21 protein-coding genes and 1 tRNA gene are annotated in these 19,861 nt (G+C 67.2%); 11 read left to right on the forward strand and 11 right to left on the reverse strand.

All coding sequences use genetic code 11. From position 1 onward, the window contains the following. The first annotated feature begins 48 nt into the window (after window positions 1-48). Window positions 49-1,083, forward strand: a complete 1,035-nt coding sequence (locus tag BM394_RS14060; RefSeq protein ID WP_092978587.1) for a cation diffusion facilitator family transporter — start codon at window positions 49-51, stop codon at window positions 1,081-1,083. A gap of 250 nt (window positions 1,084-1,333) precedes the next feature. Continuing rightward, window positions 1,334-2,692, forward strand: a complete 1,359-nt coding sequence (nhaA, locus tag BM394_RS14065) for a Na+/H+ antiporter NhaA (RefSeq protein WP_092978950.1) — start codon at window positions 1,334-1,336, stop codon at window positions 2,690-2,692. A gap of 120 nt (window positions 2,693-2,812) precedes the next feature. On the opposite strand, the gene BM394_RS14070 is transcribed toward nhaA, so the two are convergent. From BM394_RS14070 to BM394_RS14085, 4 genes are all read right to left on the reverse strand, one after another. After that, window positions 2,813-3,898, reverse strand: a complete 1,086-nt coding sequence (locus BM394_RS14070; RefSeq protein ID WP_092978593.1) for an ArsO family NAD(P)H-dependent flavin-containing monooxygenase — start codon at window positions 3,896-3,898, stop codon at window positions 2,813-2,815. Window positions 3,899-4,179: 281 nt separating this feature from the next. Beyond that, on the reverse strand, window positions 4,180-4,572 hold the full coding sequence (locus BM394_RS14075) for a hypothetical protein (protein WP_092978596.1): 393 nt from the start codon (window positions 4,570-4,572) through the stop codon (window positions 4,180-4,182). After that, the gene (locus tag BM394_RS14080) at window positions 4,565-4,909 is read right to left on the reverse strand and encodes a hypothetical protein (RefSeq protein WP_092978598.1); all 345 of its coding nucleotides are present in this window, start codon (window positions 4,907-4,909) and stop codon (window positions 4,565-4,567) included. The genes BM394_RS14075 and BM394_RS14080 overlap by 8 nt, the downstream gene beginning before the upstream one ends. Further along, a complete protein-coding gene (locus BM394_RS14085; protein WP_092978600.1) occupies window positions 4,906-5,160 on the reverse strand; it encodes an HC3 family zinc finger protein in 255 nt (84 codons plus the stop codon). Before BM394_RS14085 ends, BM394_RS14080 begins: the two co-directional genes overlap by 4 nt. 141 nt (window positions 5,161-5,301) lie before the next feature. Here BM394_RS14085 and BM394_RS14090 point away from each other — a divergent pair, with 141 nt between their 5' ends. Next, window positions 5,302-6,156, forward strand: a complete 855-nt coding sequence (locus BM394_RS14090; protein ID WP_092921964.1) for a helix-turn-helix domain-containing protein — start codon at window positions 5,302-5,304, stop codon at window positions 6,154-6,156. Then, window positions 6,153-6,347: a DUF397 domain-containing protein gene (locus tag BM394_RS14095; RefSeq protein WP_092978602.1), complete on the forward strand. Its 195-nt coding sequence runs from the start codon at window positions 6,153-6,155 to the stop codon at window positions 6,345-6,347. The genes BM394_RS14090 and BM394_RS14095 overlap by 4 nt, the downstream gene beginning before the upstream one ends. A 74-nt stretch (window positions 6,348-6,421) precedes the next feature. Here BM394_RS14095 and BM394_RS14100 read toward each other — a convergent pair whose 3' ends face one another. Continuing rightward, window positions 6,422-7,321, reverse strand: coding sequence for a hypothetical protein (locus BM394_RS14100; RefSeq protein WP_139235222.1), 900 nt, complete (start codon window positions 7,319-7,321; stop codon window positions 6,422-6,424). A gap of 4 nt (window positions 7,322-7,325) precedes the next feature. After that, window positions 7,326-7,694, reverse strand: a complete 369-nt coding sequence (locus BM394_RS14105) for a peptidase inhibitor family I36 protein (RefSeq protein ID WP_217643505.1) — start codon at window positions 7,692-7,694, stop codon at window positions 7,326-7,328. A 278-nt stretch (window positions 7,695-7,972) separates the two neighbouring features. Here BM394_RS14105 and BM394_RS14110 point away from each other — a divergent pair, with 278 nt between their 5' ends. From BM394_RS14110 to BM394_RS14125, 4 genes are all read left to right on the forward strand, one after another. Next, the gene (locus BM394_RS14110; protein WP_092978606.1) at window positions 7,973-8,818 is read left to right on the forward strand and encodes a GNAT family N-acetyltransferase; all 846 of its coding nucleotides are present in this window, start codon (window positions 7,973-7,975) and stop codon (window positions 8,816-8,818) included. Between the two features lie 246 nt (window positions 8,819-9,064). Then, window positions 9,065-10,357 (forward strand): MFS transporter, encoded by a 1,293-nt coding sequence (locus BM394_RS14115; protein WP_092978608.1) that lies wholly within the window; start codon window positions 9,065-9,067, stop codon window positions 10,355-10,357. A gap of 110 nt (window positions 10,358-10,467) precedes the next feature. After that, complete coding sequence (locus BM394_RS14120; RefSeq protein ID WP_092978610.1) at window positions 10,468-10,695, forward strand: DUF6158 family protein; 228 nt, start codon at window positions 10,468-10,470, stop codon at window positions 10,693-10,695. Window positions 10,696-10,988: 293 nt separating this feature from the next. Continuing rightward, window positions 10,989-11,061: transfer RNA gene (locus tag BM394_RS14125), tRNA-Ala, on the forward strand. A gap of 561 nt (window positions 11,062-11,622) precedes the next feature. Here BM394_RS14125 and BM394_RS14130 read toward each other — a convergent pair. Beyond that, complete coding sequence (locus tag BM394_RS14130; RefSeq protein WP_092978612.1) at window positions 11,623-12,006, reverse strand: ArsR/SmtB family transcription factor; 384 nt, start codon at window positions 12,004-12,006, stop codon at window positions 11,623-11,625. 53 nt (window positions 12,007-12,059) lie between these two features. Here BM394_RS14130 and BM394_RS14135 point away from each other — a divergent pair, with 53 nt between their 5' ends. The 3 genes from BM394_RS14135 to BM394_RS14145 all read left to right on the forward strand — a co-directional run bounded on the left by BM394_RS14135 (window position 12,060) and on the right by BM394_RS14145 (window position 15,290). Continuing rightward, window positions 12,060-13,388: an MFS transporter gene (locus BM394_RS14135; RefSeq protein WP_092978614.1), complete on the forward strand. Its 1,329-nt coding sequence runs from the start codon at window positions 12,060-12,062 to the stop codon at window positions 13,386-13,388. Between the two features lie 147 nt (window positions 13,389-13,535). Beyond that, window positions 13,536-14,129 (forward strand): TetR/AcrR family transcriptional regulator, encoded by a 594-nt coding sequence (locus BM394_RS14140; RefSeq protein WP_175530106.1) that lies wholly within the window; start codon window positions 13,536-13,538, stop codon window positions 14,127-14,129. A 69-nt stretch (window positions 14,130-14,198) separates the two neighbouring features. After that, window positions 14,199-15,290: a LysR family transcriptional regulator gene (locus tag BM394_RS14145; protein WP_092978619.1), complete on the forward strand. Its 1,092-nt coding sequence runs from the start codon at window positions 14,199-14,201 to the stop codon at window positions 15,288-15,290. Window positions 15,291-15,455: 165 nt separating this feature from the next. Here the strand turns inward: BM394_RS14145 and BM394_RS14150 are convergent, their stop codons facing one another. Genes BM394_RS14150 through BM394_RS14165 form a run of 4 tightly spaced genes read right to left on the reverse strand, consistent with a single transcriptional unit; the run spans window position 15,456 to window position 19,829 of the window. Further along, entirely contained in the window at window positions 15,456-16,340 is an 885-nt protein-coding gene (locus tag BM394_RS14150; protein WP_092978621.1) for a DUF6282 family protein, read from the reverse strand. Beyond that, on the reverse strand, window positions 16,337-18,130 hold the full coding sequence (locus BM394_RS23045; protein ID WP_092978623.1) for an isocitrate/isopropylmalate family dehydrogenase: 1,794 nt from the start codon (window positions 18,128-18,130) through the stop codon (window positions 16,337-16,339). The genes BM394_RS14150 and BM394_RS23045 overlap by 4 nt, the downstream gene beginning before the upstream one ends. After that, window positions 18,127-18,900: an alpha/beta fold hydrolase gene (locus BM394_RS14160; protein ID WP_092978625.1), complete on the reverse strand. Its 774-nt coding sequence runs from the start codon at window positions 18,898-18,900 to the stop codon at window positions 18,127-18,129. The genes BM394_RS23045 and BM394_RS14160 overlap by 4 nt, the downstream gene beginning before the upstream one ends. After that, on the reverse strand, window positions 18,897-19,829 hold the full coding sequence (locus BM394_RS14165; protein ID WP_092978627.1) for a beta/alpha barrel domain-containing protein: 933 nt from the start codon (window positions 19,827-19,829) through the stop codon (window positions 18,897-18,899). The genes BM394_RS14160 and BM394_RS14165 overlap by 4 nt, the downstream gene beginning before the upstream one ends. Window positions 19,830-19,861 lie beyond the last annotated feature (32 nt).

Below are 19,861 nucleotides of genomic sequence, written 5' to 3' on the forward strand. Positions count from 1 at the left end.
CTACGATTCCGCCGTGCTCACCGCGACGGCGAGTATCGGAGGCAGGCGATGAGCGGAAACCATTCCCACGACCACGGTCATGGCCAGGTCGGGCGGAGCGGTTCCCCGCCCGGACCACGCGCCACGCGTTCGGCTCTCGCGCGGGGACTGCTCCACCGGCTCGGGCACTTCCTCCTGCCTCACGAGCACGATCCCGCCGAACGGGTGGACACCGAGCTGGAGGGCAGTCGCGCGGGAATGCGCGCCCTGTGGCTCTCGCTGCTGGTGCTCACCGCCACCGCCGCGCTGCAAGCCGGGGTGCTGTGGTTCTCCGGCTCGGTGGCGCTGTTGTCCGACACGCTGCACAACATCGCCGACGCGCTCACCGCCGTCCCGCTCGCGGCGGCGTTCCTGCTGGCGCGCAGACCCGCCAACCGTCGCTTCCCCTACGGTTACGGCCGAGCCGAGGACGTTGCCGGGGTGATCGTGGTGCTGGTGATCGCGGGTTCGGCGGTGGCCGCACTGGTCGAGTCCGCGCACCGGTTGTTCGGCCCCGCCGGCATCGGTGATCCGCTGCTGGTAGCGCTGGCCGGTGGCGTGGGGTTCTGCGGCAACGAGCTCGCCGCTCGGATACGCGTCCGCACCGGCCACCGGATCGGTTCGGCCGCGCTCGTGGCGGACGGGTTGCACGCCAGGACGGACTCGTTCACCTCGCTCGGCGTGGTGCTCGCCGCCGGTGGGGCGGCGCTGGGGTGGCCGTTGCTGGATCCACTGGTAGGTCTGCTGATCGGGCTGGCCATCGCGATGGTCACCTGGTCGGCTGCCAAGCGGATTCTGGCGCGGTTGATGGACTCGGTGGCGCCGGAACTGACCGACACCGCCTACCGGGCGCTGGGCACCCATCCGGATGTGCGTGCGGTGGAGGCGGTGCGGCTGCGCTGGATCGGGCACGCCCTGCACGCCGAGGTACAACTCGGTGTCGCCGCGGAACTCACGCTGTACCGGGCGCACGAGATCGCGCACGAGGCCGAGCGTGACCTGCACCGGGAGCTGCCCCGGCTTTCCGGTGCCACGGTGCACGCTCATCCGGCCGAACTCGGCTGAGTCACTACCGGGTGACAACGATCACTGTTGACGTGGTTTCCCCGCGTTCACGCGAGTGACCCCCAGTCCCCAGTGCGCTTCGTTCCGGTGCTACTCCCTGGTCACGGAGCTGCCCGCGGAGAGCTCCCTCTTTGTTGTCTCGTATCGCTGTCGAGTGTGAACGCAGCGTCAGCACGTAAAATCAGGCAAATGGTGTGCCGGGAAGACTGGTCGGCGGGAAGTTGATGGACGACCCGAACAGGACGTGTTGATGGCGACCGATCCCCAGCGTGACGAAGCACGTGCGGACTCCCAGGGCGGGAATTCCCAGGACGGGAGTTCCCCGCAGGAGCATTCCCGACCCCAGGACTCGCGGCCCGAGGAGCCGCAGCGCAATCCGGTGCGACGCTTGTTCGCCCCCACCCCCGATGCCGAGAAGCGCACCCTCGCCGACATCCTCCGCACGGAGACCGTCGGCGGTGTGCTGGTGCTCGTGGCCGCGGTGCTCGCGCTGCTCTGGGCCAACTCGCCGTGGGGCGAGACGTACAAGACTGCCGCCGAGTTCGTCCCCTGGCCGGGTGGGGAGTTCCTCGGGCTGGACCTGAACCTCAAGCACTGGGCCTCGGACGGGCTGCTGGCGATCTTCTTCTTCGTGGTCGGCCTGGAGCTCAAGCGCGAGTTCGTGGTGGGTGAACTGCGCAATCCCCGAAGAGCCGTGCTGCCCGTGGTGGCGGCCGTGGCGGGAATGATCGTCCCCGCCCTGTTCTTCTTCGCCATCGCCTCCACAGCGGGCGGTGACGCGTTGCGTGGCTGGGCGATCCCCACGGCCACCGACATCGCTTTCGCGCTGGCCGTGCTCGCGATCGTCGGCAAGTACCTGCCCAGCGCGTTGCGCGCCTTCCTGCTGACGCTCGCGGTGGTCGACGACCTGCTGGCGATCACGGTCATCGCCGTGTTCTACACCGACGACTTCCATCCGCTGCCGCTGCTGGGGGCCGTGCTGCCGATAGTGGCTTTCGCGTTGCTGGTGCGGCTGCGCGGTCCGTGGTGGCCGGTACTGCTGGTGCTCGGTGTGCTGGCCTGGGGACTGGTGCACGAGTCCGGAGTGCACGCCACCATCGCCGGTGTGCTGCTGGGCTTCATGGTTCCGGTGCTGGGCCGGGGTGGCAGCGAACCCGGACCCGCCGAGCACCTGGAACACCGCTGGCGCCCGATCTCGGCAGGGGTGGCGGTACCGCTGTTCGCGCTGTTCGCGGCCGGGGTTTCGCTCGGCGGTGGTGGCATCGCCACCGCCTTCGCGGATCCGGTGGTTCCCGCGGTGATGGCGGGGTTGGTGCTCGGCAAGCTTGTCGGCATCTTCGGTGCGACGTTCCTGATGGCCAAGTTCACCGGGGCCCAGCTCGACGCCAACCTGTCCTGGTGGGACCTGATCGGTCTCTCGCTGCTCGCGGGAATCGGTTTCACCGTCTCGCTGCTGATCGGTGAACTCGCCTTCGGCGCCGGTGAACGTGGTGAGAACGTCAAGGTCGCCGTGCTGCTGGGTTCGGTGCTGGCCGCGCTGCTGGCCTCTGTGGTGCTCGGTATCCGCAACCGTGCCCACCGCGGGGCACAGCCGAACGGCGCCGGGTAGCTCGCGAGCCGGTGACCACCACACCGGCTGAGACCGCCGCCCGGGCGATCCGGTACGTCCCGTCGTCCGCCGTTCGGTGGTGGATACCGGTGTGGCCCACGGGGGCGGGGAGGCGCGAGGTCAGCCGCTCCGCCCCGTGACGGTGGAGCGCTGTTCCGGTGAGCCGTCGAGTTCGGCGGTCAGTTCCGCGACAGCGGTCCGGGCGGTGCGGCCCACGCCGATCAGGGTGGCCGAGGCGGCACCGGTCCACTCGCCGTAGCCCAGCAGATGCAACCTCGGCTCTTCGACACTGCGGGTTCCCTCGGTGGGAATGCGACCCTGCCGTCCGCGCAGCCCCAGTGGACGCAGTTGCCGAAGGGCGGGCCGGAACCCGGTGCACCACACGACGCTGTCGAACTCCCGCTCGGTTCCGCCCGCCCATGCCGCGCCACGTCGGGTGAGCCCGTCGAACATCGGAAGTGCGTGCAGCACGCCGCGTTCGCGGGCCTCCCGCACGCTGTCGACCATCACGATGTCGCCGAGTTCGGAGACACCGTTCGCCGCGCCCGACAGCCTCCGGGTGGCCACGTCGAACAGCACCCGGCCGTCCACCTCGTCGGGCATGAACCGGGGAGCTCGGCGCGTCACCCAGGTGGTGTCGGCGACCGTGGACAGCTCCGCCAGGATCTGGGCCGCCGAGTTGCCACCGCCCACCACCAGCACGCGCTGTCTCCGGAACGGCTCCGGGCCGGGGTAGGAGGAGGTGTGCCACTGCGTGCCGGTGAAACCGGCCATGCCCGGATACGCGGGCACGTAAGGCGCGCGCCAGGTTCCGGTGGCACTCACCAAGCCCTTGGCCGACCACGGGCCCGCGTCCGTGTCCACGAGGAATTCGCCGTTGGTTCGCCGCACCCCGTCGACCCGTACCGGTCGTCGCACGGGCAGTTCGTAGCGGCGTTCGTATTCCCGCAGGTATTCGACCGCGTGGTCCACCGTGGGAAATTCCGCGCCGGGCTGTGGCGGCATCGGCCAGCCGGGCAGTGAGTTGTGCGGCGCGGGGGAGAACAGCCGCAGCGAGGGCCACATGTGCTGCCACGCCCCGCCGCCCTGCTGTCGCTCGTCGAGGATCACGAAGTCCGCGCCCGCTCTGCGCAGGAAGTATCCCGCCGCGAGCCCAGCCTGGCCACCGCCGATGACGATCACCTCGTGGCGCGGTGTTTCCGACATCCTGCTCTCGCGCTCCTAGGGGACGTGGGGTTGCGCGATTTCCGAAACGCTTTCATGCTCCTGCGTTATTCCGCGATTTCGCGAGAAATCGACGCCTGGGTGTGGCGCAGCGCGGTGTCGATTTCTCGCGAAATCGCCGGGCGTCGGGGTTGTACTGCGGCGGGATAGGGGCGCCCGGCCGGGTCGGGAGCGGGGAGGGAACCCGGCCGGGCGGGGACGGCCCGGCCGCCCCGGTCGTCGGGGGTTTCGCGGCGGTCGGGCCGTGGTCGGAGCGTGTCGGGCTACAGGGCGCGGAGTCCGTCGAGCACGCGGCGCATGAGCAGCAGCTCCGGGTGCTGGTCCGGTGAGTCGTGGTCCCGATCCGGCACGGTAGATTCGGTAGCCGGGCTCCCCGGTAGGTAACGGCTACCGGGGCGTCCCTTCCTCGGGGGATCGTCGAGGGGCCAAAGCGTGCCCGACCAGCTCATCCGCCGTGTTTCACGGCCCGCGAGTCCGGGGCGGTACGTCGGGAACGCCCCCGTCGTCCGGTGGAGCAGTTTTCCCACGGTCAGTGCGTCCACCCCGGCCAGTGCGTGGCGGGGTCGGTACCGGCTCGGATGTGTGCGGATCGCCAGGGTGATCGCCACGACGGGCAGCAGGAAAGCCCCGGTCAACGCGAGCAGTGGTTCAGTCATCCTCGTTCCCGTGGTCCCTGTCGTTCCCGTGATCCCTGTCGTTCCCGTGATCCCTGTCGTTTCCGGGTTCCCCGTCGCTTTTGTTGTCCCCGTCGTTCCCGCTGTTCGGATCGGGACCGTCCGCTTCGGCGGGGTGCTCGGTTCCGGCGGTGAGCTCGCCGCGCGGCAGGGTCGCGGCGTGCTCGTGAAGCGCCGCGGCCAGCTGCTCCAGCGCGTCGGCGGTGTCGTTGCACTGGGTGGGGCTGTAGCGGTTTCCGCCGATCTCGTAGGCGGCTCGCTCCAGCAGCCAGTGGCCCTGGGTCAGCAGTCCGGCCAGGTGGGTGTGGGGGTTGCTCATGAGTTCGTTCCGATCCGTCGCTCGATCTCGGCCAGCGGTTCGAGTCCCACGATCTCGCGGGTTCGCTCGTCGCAGGTGCGGCAGGTCTTCCACAGCCAGGCGAGATCGCCGGTGGCGCTGGTGACCCGCTGCCCGCAAAGCGTCGTCACCGTGATGTCGGGCGGGAACTCGTTGCCCGAAAAGGACGGAACCTGGTCCTGGCTGGCGTGCCTGGCCCGATCTCCGGGCACCCAGGTGAACGGGTGTGACATGATCACTCCTGCTGGAACTCTTCTCACCAGTGGTGTTAGTGGTGCAATCTGGTGTGCACCAGATTGCTAGTGATGCCCCACAGCTCGCAATCCCACGATCGGTTGACTTTGTCCGTTCGCGTGTCCAACTAGGATCGGTGTATGGCTCGCACCAACGGAGGTACGCCAAGAGCGCGTGCTCTCGGCGCTGAACTGCGAAGAGCACGCGAAGAGTGCGGTATAGGTGTTCGCGAACTGGCGCGCCGTCTCGATACCGATCACTCGAAGATTTCGCGTCACGAGAGCGGACATTCGACTCCTCCGGCGCCGGAGTACGTGGCGAGCATCCTCACGGCACTGGGGGTTTCCGAGAACGAGCGCGAAAGACTCGTCGAGATGGCACGTGGCGCGGGTGAACCCAACTGGGTCTCACCTGGTGTGCCTGGTGTGCAACATGAGTTGACCACCCTGATCGAGTTCGAGCGGGACGCCACTCAGGTGACCGAAGTATCGACGATGGTGCTGCCGGGGTTGCTGCAGATCGCCGACTACGCGCGAGCGGTAATGACGGGAGCTTCGAGCAGCGATGTCGAAGCACGTGTCACGCTTCGGCTCGGAAGGCGAGAGATCCTGACGAACAAGCAGGGTCCGCACTTCACCGCTCTCATCATGGAAACCGCGTTGCGCAATCCGATCGGTGGTCGTGCCGTTCTCGCCGAGCAACTTCGGCACATCGTCGACGTGGCGAGTTGGGAAAGAGTGACTGTGCAGGTCATCCCAGCCGGAATCGAGAGGTGGCACCCCGCGCACGCTGGAGCCTTCATCCTGTTCGAATTTCCGAAGTCGAAACCGATCGTCCACATAGAGCAGTACAGCTCCTCCACCTTCCTGCACGAGCCCGAGGATGGTCGGGCATATCAGGAAGCGGCGGGTACGCTCCGGCAGTTGGTGATGAGCCCTGAGGATTCCACTGAGCTCATCGCTCGTATCGCCAACGAAACGGAGAACTCGCAGTGACGGCACACCACCCCGAAGGATGGCGTAAGTCCAGCCGTTCGCAACATCAAACGGCGTGCGTCGAGGTCGGTCGGATCGCCGACGGCGCGGCGGTGCGGGACAGCAAGGACCGTGCGGCCGGGTTCGTCACGGCCAGTGGTTCGCAGTGGCGGGCGTTCGTGACGGCGGTCAAGACGGATCGGTTCGGCTGAGCAGCGGAAACCGGCATCCCGGTGATCAAGCCGGGATGCCGCGCGTCTCATCCCCGCGGCACCGGTCACTTCCCTCAGTCGTCGGCCATGACGGCTCGGGCGTTGTCCAGCGCGGCACTCCGCAGTTTCCGCAGTTCCCGCAGCCGCGCACGATGACCTCGCAGCACCTCCGCCTCCTCGGCACGCTGCACTTCGCGCACCGTTTCCGCCAGCCCGACCCGGCGCTGACAGCGGGCGTCCTGTTCGGCCAGTGAGAGCTCCAACCCGGCGATATTCTTGTTGGGGCCCCGCTCGTCCAGTTTCTCACGTATGGTGCGCAACGGTCCCTGCAGAGTTTCGTACTCGTGTCCCGCGGAACTCATGCACTCGGACCAGTGCCGCTGGTCCTCGGAGAATTCCTTGGAGCCGGTGACGCCGCGAATCACCTCGTTCGACAGATCCTGCATGGTGTAGAACGCGCGGTCCCACGATTCCCCGTACACTTCGGTGCGGGCCTCGTGCAGACACCCGTCCGTCGCGAACGTCAATTCGGTTCCGGTATCGGTGGTTATCGTTTTCCTGTTCTCTTTTTCCCCATTGAGCGCTATGTTCCGTTCGGGGGAATCGTTCCGATCTTTCCTGTTTTCGTTCTTCTCGTCGGTGGAGGAGTTCCGGACGGCCCGCATGGTCATGCCATAGCCGTTGTCCGCGGCCCGCTCGGGTGAGAGCAGACCGTACGGATTGTCCGCACCGGACTCGTTCTCGTTCTGCTCGGAGGGTTCGTAGTCGAATCCGCGCCCGTTCATGCACCCGGCCACGAGCCGTTCCTCCGCGTCGTGCAGCACTCGTCGCTCCGCCTCGCCGAACCGCGTCACGCCGTCGAACGGATATCCCACCCGCACGGCGGACCGATGGCCGGATGCTCCGGAGCATCCGGCCAAGACCAGTGCACACAGCAGCGTCACGGCAACGCCCGCCCTGGTCCGAAAACGCATCGGATCAGACGCACCAGTTGTTCGAGGCCACGCCGCCCGCGTAGGCCGTGCTGTCCAGGTTCTCCCACTGGTAGTTACGTTTGACCACGGTCTCCGTGCCGGTGTAGTTCAGGCCGGTGTAGATCGCGACGTTGCAGGAGTTCCCGTTGTTGTAGATCGATCCGGCGTCGGCGAACTTGGCGTACTGCAGCAGGTTGTAGTTGTCGCCGTAGACCGTACCCGGGTCTCCGACGTTGGCGTTGCTGGAGTACCAGGCGCACAACGCCCCGGCGGGGCAGGATTCCGCCGATGCCGGAGCGGCGAATCCGGCCATCCCGAGTCCCGTCATGGCGAGGGCGCCGACCAGCGATGCCGCCTTCTTGCGGAAAGACACCTTTTCTCCGTTCCGTTCTGTTTTTGTTTCTGTCGCCGAGCGCGACCGGTGAACACGTTATTCGAGTTCCGGAAAGCGATGTACCGCCTTCGGGGTGACTTCTTTCGCGGTGTCCTGATTCGAACATGTGCAGTAATTCGGATTGGGCGATTTCTCGATTTCGTCGCGACTCGCGCGAAAATCCGGGTGGATCCTCGGTGAACCCGTTTCGTCGTGGCGGTGACATCCGGCCCAGGGGAGTCGAAGACGAGTGCGCGGGCCGGGACGACAATGCGGGTGTGGACCCACTACACGATCCGGACGACGAAGAGCTGCTCGCGCCGGAGCAGGCCCGAGACCTCGCCGCGCTGGTGGAGCGCGCCCAGCTGGCCTCCGGTGCGGTGCGCGAGGGACGAGTCGGCAAGGTCGGCGTCGCCGACGTCGTGCTCAACGCGGGCAACCCGCTGGCCCTCGGCAACCGCGCCTGCGGATTGTGGGGCACCTCCGCCGAGGTCGCCACCACGCTGTTCCGGCTGGAGAGCGTGTTCGCCGAGTCGGGCAGGCCCGAGGCCGTGGTGCACGCCTCCCCGACCACGGTGGCCGACATCGAGGGGATCGCCGACGACTCGGGCTGGCACGCGGTCGCCGAGAACGTCGCGCTGCTGTACCGCCCCGACCCGGACGCACGCGAGACCGAGGCCATCGGCACCCACCCGGTGCGCGAAGCGGTGCAGGACGACCTGCCCTCGGTGGCCGAACTGCTGGCGGACGAACTGGGCCTCTCGTCCGGGGCCGAACGCCGCCTGCCACGCAACCTCGGCCAGCGGCTGGACGATCCACGGTGCTTCCTGCACGTGCTGGACGACGGCGAGCTCGAACGGGTGGCCGGGTTCGTGCTCGGTTTCGCCGAGAGCGGTATGGGGCTGATCGAGCACATCGCGGTACGCCCTGGCAGGCGCAATAGAGGCAGGGGCGGCGAGCTGTTGCGCGTCGGGGTGGACGCGGCGGCGGAACGCGGGGCGCTGCTGGTGGCCACGCACGCCGAGGACGGTGGATCCGCGCAGCGCTTCGCGGAGTCCTGCGGATTCGAGACCGCCTACGCCGTCACCGCATACACTCGCCGCGTGGACGAACTCCTCGAATAGCGACGCCACGGTCCGCTGTGCCTGTGGAGTGGCGATCTCTCCCGCTGGCTCGCGTCTTCCCTCCGGGAGGAGTGTCGGACAGGGCATCCGGTAGGCGCTGTATCTCCGGTGGGCGCTGCGTCTCCGGTAGTAGTCGCGGCCGGTGAGCACCGCGTCACGTGTGGCGAAATCCCGCCCGACGTGGCGAGATCGGGAATATTTCACGGTCGGGTGAACTTGTGCCCTGCTGGACGACAAGGAGGCACAGTGCCGGAGACCTCGCCGACCGCGACCGAGAACCAGCCGAACGAATCGCCACGCAAGTCGAGCACGCTGTCCGAGCTGCCCCGCGAGATATGGGTCCTGATCAGCGGCGGTTTCATCGTCGCCATCGGGATGGGCATCGTCTCGCCCGCGCTGCCCACCTTCGCGACCAGCTTCAACGTCGGCGTGACGGCGGCGGCTTTCATCGTCAGTGCCTTCGCGCTGATGCGGCTGGTCTTCGCCCCCGCCAGCGGACGGCTGGTCTCGGCGTTCGGCGAGCGGCCGAACTACGTGCTCGGCATCGTCATCGTCGGCATCAGCTCCACCGCCTGCGCCTTCGCGCAGTCCTACTGGCAGCTGCTGGTGTTCCGGGGGCTCGGCGGCATCGGCTCCACCATGTTCACCGTCTCGGCACTGGCCCTGCTGGTGCGGCTCGCCCCGGCGCACCTGCGTGCCAGGGCCTCCGGGCTGTGGGCGACCAGCTTCCTGCTGGGCAGCATCTCGGGTCCGGTGCTCGGCGGGTTGCTGATCGGGTTCTCGCTGCGACTGCCCTTCCTGATCTACGGCATCGCGCTGTACCTGGCCGCCTTCGTCGGCTGGTTCCTGCTGCGCGACTCCACGCTGGCCGATCCGCAGCAGCACACCGACGCCCCCGACCTCAAGGTCCTCACCGCGCTGCGGGACTCCAGTTACCGCGCCTCGCTGCTGGCGAACTTCAGCAAGGGCTGGACCGCGCAGGGCGTGCGGATCGCGCTGATCCCGCTGTTCATCGTCGAGGCGATGCGGCTGCCCGACGCGATGACCGGCATCGCCCTGTCGGTGTTCGCGGCGGGCAACGCGGCCGTGCTGTTACCGGCGGGCAGGCTGGCCGACTCGCGCGGGCGCAAACCGATGCTGCTGAGTGGGTTGGCCATCGCCGCTGTGGGCAGCGCCGCGATCGGATTCAGCGAGTCGGTGCCCTGGCTGCTGGGGGCCTCGCTGGTGGGCGGAATCGGCATGGGGCTGTGTACCCCGGCGCAGAGCGCGGCCGTGGCCGACATCGTCGGCCCGAAGGCCAAGGGCGGCCCGGTGCTGGCCGCCTTCCAGATGTCGGCCGACGTCGGCACGATCATCGGGCCGCCGTTGGCGGGTGCGCTGGCGGGTGCGTTGTCCTACCGTGCCGCGTTCCTGCTCACCGGTTGTGTGGCGCTGGTCGCGATGGTGACCTGGCTGTTCGCGCCGGAGACGCTCGGCCGCAAATCCCGTTCCGAGCCGACCGATCCCGATCGGCCCGTCGAGTCGGCCGACCCCGCGTAGTCGGGACCGGGTGCGGCGGAACGGGCACGGCGGAACGAATTCCCGGTGGCGGGTGTCGCACCGCCGCCAACCGGGTACCCCCGCGGAAAACCCGGCGGGGAGGGGAGCGCGTGTCCATGGAAACCGGAGTGGAAGCAACCGAGTTGTCCGAGGTCGACCTGCGGCGGGAGCTGCGGCACCTGCACGAGACGCGGAACGAGACGTTTCTGCACGGTGCCTCGGACGCGCTGGAGGAACACACCCGCAGGACGTTCGAGCTGGAGCAGGAGTACCTCCGCAGGCATCCCGAACGGGAGGTCGATCCGAGGCGTACCCGAGAGGGCGCCCGAGCGGGTTGAACGCCACGCGGCGGCGGTGCGGGTGGCCGAGTCCTCGAAGAGTGGGTGGTTCGGCTCACTTCGGGCACCTTCGGGGGTGTCGATGGGCTCGTTCGCCCCACCGCGCTGCCCGCTGCCGGAGCGGTCGCCGTAAGCGGTTGTGAAACCGCTGGGCACGGCGCTTATGGTTCTTGTGATCGAAAAAGTGGGACCCCCTGCTCGGAAGGGGGTTCGCCCTGTTGTAAAGTAGTGGCACAACGGAAGGCGAGGCCGGAAACGAAAAACCGAGTCGGCCGACCGGGAGAACCGAACAAGGGGCTGTGGCGCAGTTGGTAGCGCACCTGACTGGCAGTCAGGGGGTCACGGGTTCGAGTCCCGTCAGCTCCACCGACAGTGTGCCTCTCACCTCCTGTGAGGGGCACACTTTTGCCATCACCGTGTATCTTCCGCCGATTTACCCGTCTGCTGCTCAGGGGGCGCTCGTCAGGGCTGGCGTCCCTGGCACCCGGCGATCCGCCTCGGGACGGGTGGACTTCGGGATCACGGAACTCCCCCGTTGCAGCCTCGTCGGGTGGGGTCTGGAACACGCCGAACCCGACGGCGGGCATCTCCACCCCGTTGTGCAGAGTCAAACTCGCGGTCATAAGCCCGGGTTAGGAACGTGAGACTCCGCCGGGGACGGTCTGCCACTGCCTCGCTGTACCCACGATCGTGGCAGTTCGGGGACGCTGTCGAGCCCGTCGGGCGATCCGGGTGCCGTGTTCGGCTGAGTTCAGTCACACGGCACCCGGTCCACGTCCATCGGAAGAACCTCGACATCTCCCGAGCTGCTTCCGCGCTCCGCCGTCCGTCGGTGGACTCGTCGCGGCGCCTCCGGAGGACGCCCCCCGGGGGCACGAGCTCGTCGTCGTGGTGCACCTCGTGCGCGGTGCGAGCCATTGCGTCCGCCTATGACTCGCTGGTCTCCTGCTCGGGTTCCCAGTGCGCGACGAGGGTGAGTAGCCCCGGAAATCGTTTTTCCAGTTCGTCGTCCCGGAGCTGACACCGTCGTTCCAGACCGTACTGGCGCTGGCGAAGTACGCCCGCCTCACGCAGCACACGGAAGTGATGGGTCAGTGAGGACTTGGGGCGATCGAGTTCGAACCAACCGCACGAGTGGTCGAGGCCTTCGGCGTGCAGCAACAGTCGTCGCACGATGTGCAGGCGCAGCGGCACGCTCAATGCCGCCATCACCTTCTCCAGACGTATCTGTTCGATGCTCGGTTCGGGGAGCGGGGTGGGCAGGGGCTGAGTTCTCGGGTCTTCGGAACGGTCGTTCGTCCTCGTTGCCATAGGACTCCCCTAATAGCCGTTTCGTTATGTACGAGTTTTCTCGTACAGCAGCTATGTTTCCGTCGGATCTGGCCATCAATCAAGGAGTTCCGGCCGTGACTGACAACGTGACCACTCAACAGCCTCAGAAATCCGAATCCGAGACTGAACAGTTGCGGCCCCCCGCCTCGAGCGGTCGTGATGCCCCTCCCGGTGTGGCTCCCCGTTGGTGGGTCTGGCTCACCGCTTTCCCGGTGGCCGCGATCTTCGCACTGTCCAACGCCGCCACCCCGCTGTACGTGCTGTGGCAGCGCGATATCGGTTTCTCGCAGGGCGTGCTCACCGTGATCTTCGCGCTCTACATCGTCGGACTCATCGGTTCCCTACTGGTGTGCGGGGTGGTCTCCGACCGGCTCGGACGCAAGACCGTGCTCTTCCCCGCCCTGATACTGGCGCTGATCGCCTGTCTCATGTTCGCCGCGGCGGATTCGGTACTGGTGCTGTGTGCCGCCCGGTTGTTCACCGGGATTTCCGTCGGAGCGGCGGTATCGGCAGGCATGGCGGCGGTCACCGACGTCGGGGGAGCTTCCCGCAAACGACTGGCCGCCCTGCTCGCCTCGACCGCGATGGTGCTGGGGGCGGGACTCGGGCCTATGCTGGCCGGTGTTCTCTCCGAACTGGCGCCCGGGCCGACGGTGACTGTGTTCGCGGTTGAGGCCGGTCTGCTGGCGCTTGCCCTGCTCGTCGTGTGGCGTATGCCGGTGAGCCGCCCCCGTTCCACCGGCAGCGGGGCGTGGATCCGCGTGCCCTCGGTGCCGAAGAACGACCGGCTGCGGCTCGTGCTCGGGATCGCGGTCTTCGCACCGGGAATCACCGCTACCTCGTTCGTGCTCTCACTCGGGCCTTCCCTGCTGGCGAGCCTGCTGGGGTCGACGAATCGGATGGTCGCTGGCGGATTGGCCTTCGTGATGTTCCTGATCGCCACCGGTATCCAGTTCGCGGTGCAGCGGATGTCGGTACCCCGCATCCTGCAGCTGGGTGCGGTCAGCACGGTGCTGAGCATGGTGGCGATGGCCGCCGCGGTGTTCACCAATTCCGTGCCTCCGTTGGCCCTCGCGGCTCTGCTGGCCGGTTGCGGCCAGGGCATGGGACAGCTGGGAGGACTCTCGTTGCTCAATGCCTCCGTTCCCGGTCATCGGCTCGCCGAGGCCAACGCGGGGCTGAACGTCGGTGGCTACGCGCTGGCGGGCACGCTTCCGGTGTTGACCGGTTACCTCAGTGACCTCGTCGGGCTGGCCGCCGGAACCATGGCCTTCGGAATCGTCCTCATCGTGCTGGCGGCCACGGGAGGAGTGATCGTCACCGCTACCAGGAAGAACATCGAACCGACGCCCTCCCGCTAGCCACTTTCAGGCAGTCGTACCGCCCGCTGGTCCCGGTCGGGGCGCCGAGCGGGCGGTGTAGCTGTGGGTCAAGGACACCGATCGGGCGGCGCTGCTCGGGACAGCGAGCCCGGGAGTGATCCGGTCGTCGATCGTGAGGGAGCGCGGGTGGCGAAGCAGGAGAGAGCTCGGCGCACTCGGCAGCGAATTCTCGACGCTGCCGCAGCGGAGTTCGCTTTCGAGGGATACGCGGGTACGACGTTGCACAGGATCGCCGAGCGTGCGGGAATGACCAAGGGCGCGTTGCAGGGGCACTTCTCCTGCAAGGAGGCGCTCGCCCACACGGTGACCACCGACGGGATGGATCGGGGACTGGAAGTGCTCGCGGCACTGGGCCGTACCTCCACCGGTGGTGATTCACCGATGTCCGCCCTGATTCGCCGGGTGTACGAGGATCTCCGGCTGCGTGCCGGGCTCGAGCTCCTCACCGATCCGGTGCTCCGGAAGGACACCGATCCGCGGGAGCTGACGTGGTTCCACCGAGCCCTGGTGGACTTGCTCGGCGTCGCGGAGGTCGAAGGAGTCGACGAGCGAGCCCGTTCGGAGGAAGTGGCGCACCGTCTGCTGGTTACGGTGTGTGGAATGCTCCGGGTTCACCGCGCCTTCGGTCACACGTTCGGAATCGAAGTGTGTACCGATCCGTGCCTGTTACAACTCATGTCGCTGACTACGGACCGGAAAGGTGATCGCACGAGTCCGTAGGACGTAGCGATCCGTGTTCGATCGGACACTTTGACGGTTTTCTTGTTACGTCCGGACGGATTCCGTGCCATGCTCGCGGCTGTCGTGGAGCGCATCGACGGGAGTGCCGTGGACATGGGATACACCATGACTGATGGGGGCTACGAGAACTCCGAGCGAGGAGGGCGAGCGGTATCGAAACCACGCAGCGACAGCGGCGGGTCGACGAGTGACGAGTTCCTGCAGGCCGTCTCCGCCGCCGCGGACATCGACAACTTCGATCTCCGCCACCTGAGATACTTCCTGGCCGTGGTGCAGGCCGGTAGTGTTTCCGGGGCCGCGCAGGAGTTGTACATCTCGCAGCCGAGCCTGAGTCAGCAGATCCGGCGTCTGGAACGGCGGTTGGGGGCGGCGTTGTTCGTCCGGACCGCCTGGGGAGTTGAACTGACCCCGGACGGTCGGGCTTTTCTCGATGCTGTCCAGGGGATTCCCGCCCAATTGCGTACCGCGATATCAGCCGTGGCCCCCGCTCCCTCCCAGTGGAAGGTGGGAGTGTGCGGCGGAGTTCCGGAGCAGGCGCTGTTCGAAGTCCAGCGCGGACTGTCGCGGTGCCTGGAACGTGGCAACGGATTCGTCAACACCGATCAGTCGCTGAGCATGCAGGCAGTACCCGCGGCGTCGCAACCGGAGCTCATCGAGCGCGGTGAGCTCGCCTTCGGCATAGTTCGATTGCCGCACAGCAGCACGGGACTGGTGTGCGGCACCCTGCTCGACGAACCACTCGGACTCGTGATGCGCAAGGAACACCCATTGGCGTCGAGCACGACACTGAGCTGGGAAGCTCTCGCTTCGCAGCGTCTGGTCTGGTACAACTCGGGCTGCGCCCCGGGGTATGCCGAAGTGGTCCTTTCGCAGCTGGCGGAACTCGGATGGCAGCCGAGGCTGCACCCGTTGGATCAGGACCAGGACGCGCTGTTCCGCCACGCCATGTTGTCGATGCCGAGCCTGGTGGCGTTGCGTCCGGCCTCCGTGATCAACGACGACGAGTTGGTGTGGCGTCCGCTGCCGACCCAACACGCCCCGCGGGAGCGACTCGCGCTGGCCACTCTGGGCGGGAGCCGTTTCGAGAGCACGTTGCGTCGGGCAGCGCGACAGGAGGGGTGGATGGTCTCCTCCACCTGAGGCTTCCGGGCGGGTGCTGTACCGGACTCCGGTGGAACGGCGGTGATCTTTCACGGTCACCGCAACGGCATCGCGATTTTCACGAAGGAGTCGTCGGAGCAGCGGTGCACGACTCGTGGGACACCTGGGGATGTGTCCCACGGGTCTTTCGGCGTGCGGTTCGCCTTACTCGAGTGACAGCATTTCAGCAGGATTTCCCTGGGTGATTCTCCGGGCCAGCGCGGTGTCCACCGCCGTGACCCGGAACCACCGCGCGGTACGTTCCAGCCACGGCCGGACGTCGAGCTGTTCGGGTTGGCCGAGGTCCGAGCTGTACACGGTTCCGGGGTGTGCCGAGGTCACCGATGCCAGCTCGTCGAGCTCCCGACGGCGCAGCAGGTACGTGAGTGCCGTGGTTTCGGGATAGATCCAGCGCAGTGTGGCCAGATCGGCCAGATCCCGAGCGCGCAAACCGGACATCGGGTGAGTCGCGTGTGTCAGCATCAGCGGGGGTGCCGGGCGTAATCGCTCGGCTTCTTCGATCACTCGTAGCGTCTCCTGTCGGTTGCAGTGTCCTGTGGCGAGTACGACCGGAAGATCGCGAGCCGAGCGCATCACCTCGCGCACCTCGGAGCTGAGATCGCCGTCGTCGTCCAGCATCCCCGGGCTGGACCAGCGCTCGGTTTCCACCGCGGGGTGAAACAGTTTCCGTCCGGGAGAGTGATGCGGGGAGTGGTGGCCGGGTGCGGAACGGGTGAGGGTGGGCAAGTAGACGATCAGACGGGCCGGCGGTTCCGGGCCGTGCGCATAGACCGCCTGCTCCACGACGCTGGTCCGGACTCCGCCGGACAGCTCGTTGAGCACCACGGATCCCGAGACGGGTAACCCCTCCTGTCGCGCCTCCCACGCCTGTGCCGCGGTGGAGGTCAGGTGGCTCTTGAGTACCACCCAACCTCCGGCCTCGGAGTGGACCCGACCGGCCTGTGCCGCCGTGTAACGGCGGCGGTACAGGTCCGGTCCCGCGTGGTAGTGCACGTCCACGTACTCCGCATCCGCCGGACACGTGATCACGACTGCTCCTTGAGCCGTTCGTCCCACGGGCGTGAGTAGCCGTACCGCTCCCTGGCCTCGTCGAGGCGGAGACCGGACGTGACTCCCCGTGCGATCTCGGACTCGGTGCGCTCGACGCGCTCGGCCCGCTCGACCGTTTCCACGAGGTGCTCGGCGGGAATCCGGAGCGCGCCGTTGTCGTCGGCAACGATCACGTCGCCATGACGGACCGTGGTTCCCGCGATGTCCACGTCGGCACCCGTGGCGGCCAGTTCCACCCGGTTCTTCCCGCTGACCATGGTCACCCCCGAGCTGAACAGCGGATATCCCAGTTCGTTGATCTCCGCGACATCGCGTGCACTGCCGTGCACCACCGTGCCGTGCACACCCCGTCGTTGCGCCACGGTCGTCAACAGGGAACCCCAGTTCGTGCAGGAGGTGCTGCCCTGGTTATCCAGCACGACGACGCTTCCCGCGGGCACCTCGTCGAGGTAGTTCGCGGCATCGCGGTACTCGGTGTCGTCGGCGTCCACTTCGCGATAGGTCACCGTGTAGGCGAGCCCCGCCGCACGGGTGCCGGTGACGCGAGCCGCTATACCTGGTAGGACTCCTCTGACCCCCATGCTGTCCAGGGCATCGGAGACAGCGGCGGTGTCGAGTGCGCCCAGCCGTTCGAGCAGTTCGTTCTCGGGATCGGCACCGTGCTTCCGCTTCGTCCACCGGAACGGCCGCAGCTGTTCGACGAGCTCTGCACCCGCCTGCTCGGTCGTGGCGGTTCCACCGAGATCGTAGGTGACCGCCCGGCGCGAACGAACGGCACGAGTGACCGCGTCTGCCATGTCCCCCGCGGCAACCGGCATGTCCACATGACGGAGCAGTTGCGCGAGGGCCAGGACCGTCCCGGTCGGGTTGGCGCGGCTATCGCCCGCCATGCCCGGTGCGCTTCCGTGCACCGGTTCGAAGTAGCTTCCCCGGTCGCCGATGTTCCCACTGCCCGCCAACCCCAGGCCGCCCATGACACCGGCACCCAGGTCCGAGAGGATGTCGCCGAACATGTTCTCCGCCACCAGAACCTGGAACCGTTCCGGCCTGCGAACCATCCAGAGGGCCACCGCGTCGACGTTGAGGATCTCGGTTTCGATCTCGGGGTACTCCTCGGCGTGCGATTCGAGACGCTCGCGCAGGAAATTACCGCTCTGACGCAGCACGTTGGGCTTGTCGACCAACGTGAGCCGCCGACGTCCCTGAGCGCGTGCGTGTTCGAAACCGAAACGCAGTATCCGATCGATGCCGTGACGAGTCTGTAATCGTAGCGTAGCGCTGGTGTTCCTCCTGCCCGAGACCGAGGCGTTGGGATGATCTCCCACTACCGCCCACAGTGATTCGTCAAGGCCGTGGAAGTCTAGGCCCGCGTAGAGGCCCTCGGTGTTCTCCCTGATGACCGTGAAGTCGAAGCGTCCTTCGGCGAGGTCGGTCACGGGGCGGACATTGGCGTACAGCCCCAGCCGTTGTCGCAGCTGGACCACCGGTGAGACGAAGGTGTGGCCGGTTCCCCGCAGCGCGGGGGACAGCTCGGCGTCCGCTTCTCGCGCGGGTTTACTGGTTATGGCACCGAGCAGGCAGGTGTCGGTCTCCTCCAGGAGTTTCCAGGTGCGTTCCGGAACCGGATCTCCCTCCTCCTGCCAGAACTTCCAGCCGATGTCGCCGAAACGGACTTCCAACGGCAGGTCCAGTTTGTCCAGTACGTCCAGCGCGGCGTCGGTGACCTCGGGGCCGATGCCGTCTCCGGGCAGAACCGCGATGCTCGTCATCGTTGGATCTCCTTTCGGAGGAAGCCTCGAACGGTCGCGGCGACCTCGGCCTCCCCGTCGATGTGGGGGCGCATGCCGGCTCCGCGCACCGTGTGCACTCGGTGGTGCTCGGCGGCGGCTGTGTGCACTGTCGAAACGAGTCGAGAGGCACCTCCGACGATGTTGAGCAGCGCTCCGGGGTGCCTTCGCACAGCACGGGTCACGTCGAGGCGACGCAGCATTCGCATGCCGACTGCCAGACGGTTCCCGGCAGAGCTCGGATGGTGGAGTAAACGACTCTCAGCCGAGTCCTCCGGTTCGACGTCTCGCGGGAGCACCGCACGCGCCAGTGCCGCGAGGCTCTCGTGGGGGTGGCCGGCCTCGGCCGGTTCGGCTATCGTCGCCAGCCGTCGTTCCAGGGTGGCGTCGGTCCGCGCGGGACCGGACACCAGCAGAACGCCGGTGCTCGGTGGCAGGTGTGGGAGCAGATACTGTGCGACTGCTCCGCCCAGGGCGTTGCCGCAGACCAGATCGAGGTGCCCTAGGCGGGGGAGCCACGCCGACCAGTGTTCCGCCAGCGCGGCGAGCGTGGCGGTGGAGTCGTCCAGCATGCTCAACGTGTCCACCACGAAGACCCGCATTCCGGCTTCGTTGAGCAGACGGGTCACTGGTTCGAAGAACGCACCTCCTTCCCACTCGGGCAGGACGGGACTGAATACCAGTGCTTGTCGCGCGGTGGCGTCCGCGGGTAGGAAGGCCGCCACCGACACGTCCCGTTCCTGCGTGCTCACGAAGCGGCCGCCAGACCGCGGGCCTTCACGAGCCCTTCACGCGCGTCCCCCAGGATGTTTCTGCGGTGCTCGACCGGCAGGTCATAGCGGCCGAGCACCAGATCCGGCACGGAGAGCGAAGGAGTCGCTTCCGGCACCTTGGCCAACAACAATTCGGCGAGTTCGAGCGCTGGGGCTAGCTGGAGGTGGGAACAGGTGCCGGGGGAGGACCGGTCGAGGTGTGCCAACCACTGTTCCGCGATCAGGTTCCCCGGGCCCTTGCCCATGCCCTGGATCGACGAGTCCATCCAGACGGCACCGTGATCGGCTGCCGCGATGGCATTGCTCAGCGCCAGCCCGAGGTTGTTGTGCGCGTGCAGCCCAACGTCACCACCGGTGATGCTCCTGGTCAGCGTCACCAGCTCCGCTGCTTCCATAGGGGACAGGCTTCCGTTGGAGTCGGCCAGGTAGACGACGTCCGCCGCCGCGTCCGCGCACGCCGCGGCCAGGTCCGCGAGCCGGCGAGCGGACAGTTGACTGACCCTGGCGAAGTTCACTCCTACGGTGAAGCCGATCTCCCGTGCTCGGCGTACGTGGCGAAGCCCCGGCTCCGGCTCGTCGGGAGGGACGATGATGCGGACCAGTCGGGCTCCCGCCGCGTACATCTCGGTCAGGTCGGCTGCTGTGATGTTCTTCGGATGCAGGATGATCGCCACGTGCTCCGGGCCGATCTCCCTTGCCATGCTGCGGATGTATTCGTTTTCCCCCCTTCCGGTCAGTCCGATGTTCGGAATCGGTTTGAATGATCCGTTTCGGTAAGCGATCTCGACCCAGTCGAAACCGGACTCAACGCTGAGACGTGCGTGTTCCAGGGCGTAGTCCAGTGGGAAGGCGAAACCGTTGCGGTAGCCGCCGTCGCGGAGGGTGACGTCGATGTTGATGAAGCTCATTTCCGGAACCTTTCGGTGTGTCCTCGTCGGGA

Origin of the sequence: Actinopolyspora lacussalsi subsp. righensis, assembly GCF_900116555.1 — a bacterium.
Taxonomy (GTDB): Bacteria; Actinomycetota; Actinomycetes; order Mycobacteriales; family Pseudonocardiaceae; genus Actinopolyspora; species Actinopolyspora lacussalsi.

Bases quoted from the DNA above. Each gene is read 5' to 3' on its own strand.
- BM394_RS23045 (WP_092978623.1), bottom strand. From the start codon at position 18,130: ATGACGAGCATCGCGGTTCTGCCCGGAGACGGCATCGGCCCCGAGGTC.
- BM394_RS14060 (WP_092978587.1), top strand. From the start codon at position 49: ATGAGCGGAAACCATTCCCACGACCACGGTCATGGCCAGGTCGGGCGG.
- BM394_RS14075 (WP_092978596.1), bottom strand. From the start codon at position 4,572: ATGACTGAACCACTGCTCGCGTTGACCGGGGCTTTCCTGCTGCCCGTC.
- BM394_RS14130 (WP_092978612.1), bottom strand. From the start codon at position 12,006: ATGGCAACGAGGACGAACGACCGTTCCGAAGACCCGAGAACTCAGCCC.
- BM394_RS14090 (WP_092921964.1), top strand. From the start codon at position 5,302: ATGGCTCGCACCAACGGAGGTACGCCAAGAGCGCGTGCTCTCGGCGCT.
- BM394_RS14085 (WP_092978600.1), bottom strand. From the start codon at position 5,160: ATGTCACACCCGTTCACCTGGGTGCCCGGAGATCGGGCCAGGCACGCC.
- nhaA (WP_092978950.1), top strand. From the start codon at position 1,334: ATGGCGACCGATCCCCAGCGTGACGAAGCACGTGCGGACTCCCAGGGC.
- BM394_RS14165 (WP_092978627.1), bottom strand. From the start codon at position 19,829: ATGAGCTTCATCAACATCGACGTCACCCTCCGCGACGGCGGCTACCGC.
- BM394_RS14135 (WP_092978614.1), top strand. From the start codon at position 12,060: ATGTTTCCGTCGGATCTGGCCATCAATCAAGGAGTTCCGGCCGTGACT.
- BM394_RS14080 (WP_092978598.1), bottom strand. From the start codon at position 4,909: ATGAGCAACCCCCACACCCACCTGGCCGGACTGCTGACCCAGGGCCAC.
- BM394_RS14145 (WP_092978619.1), top strand. From the start codon at position 14,199: ATGCTCGCGGCTGTCGTGGAGCGCATCGACGGGAGTGCCGTGGACATG.
- BM394_RS14100 (WP_139235222.1), bottom strand. From the start codon at position 7,321: ATGCGTTTTCGGACCAGGGCGGGCGTTGCCGTGACGCTGCTGTGTGCA.
- BM394_RS14070 (WP_092978593.1), bottom strand. From the start codon at position 3,898: ATGTCGGAAACACCGCGCCACGAGGTGATCGTCATCGGCGGTGGCCAG.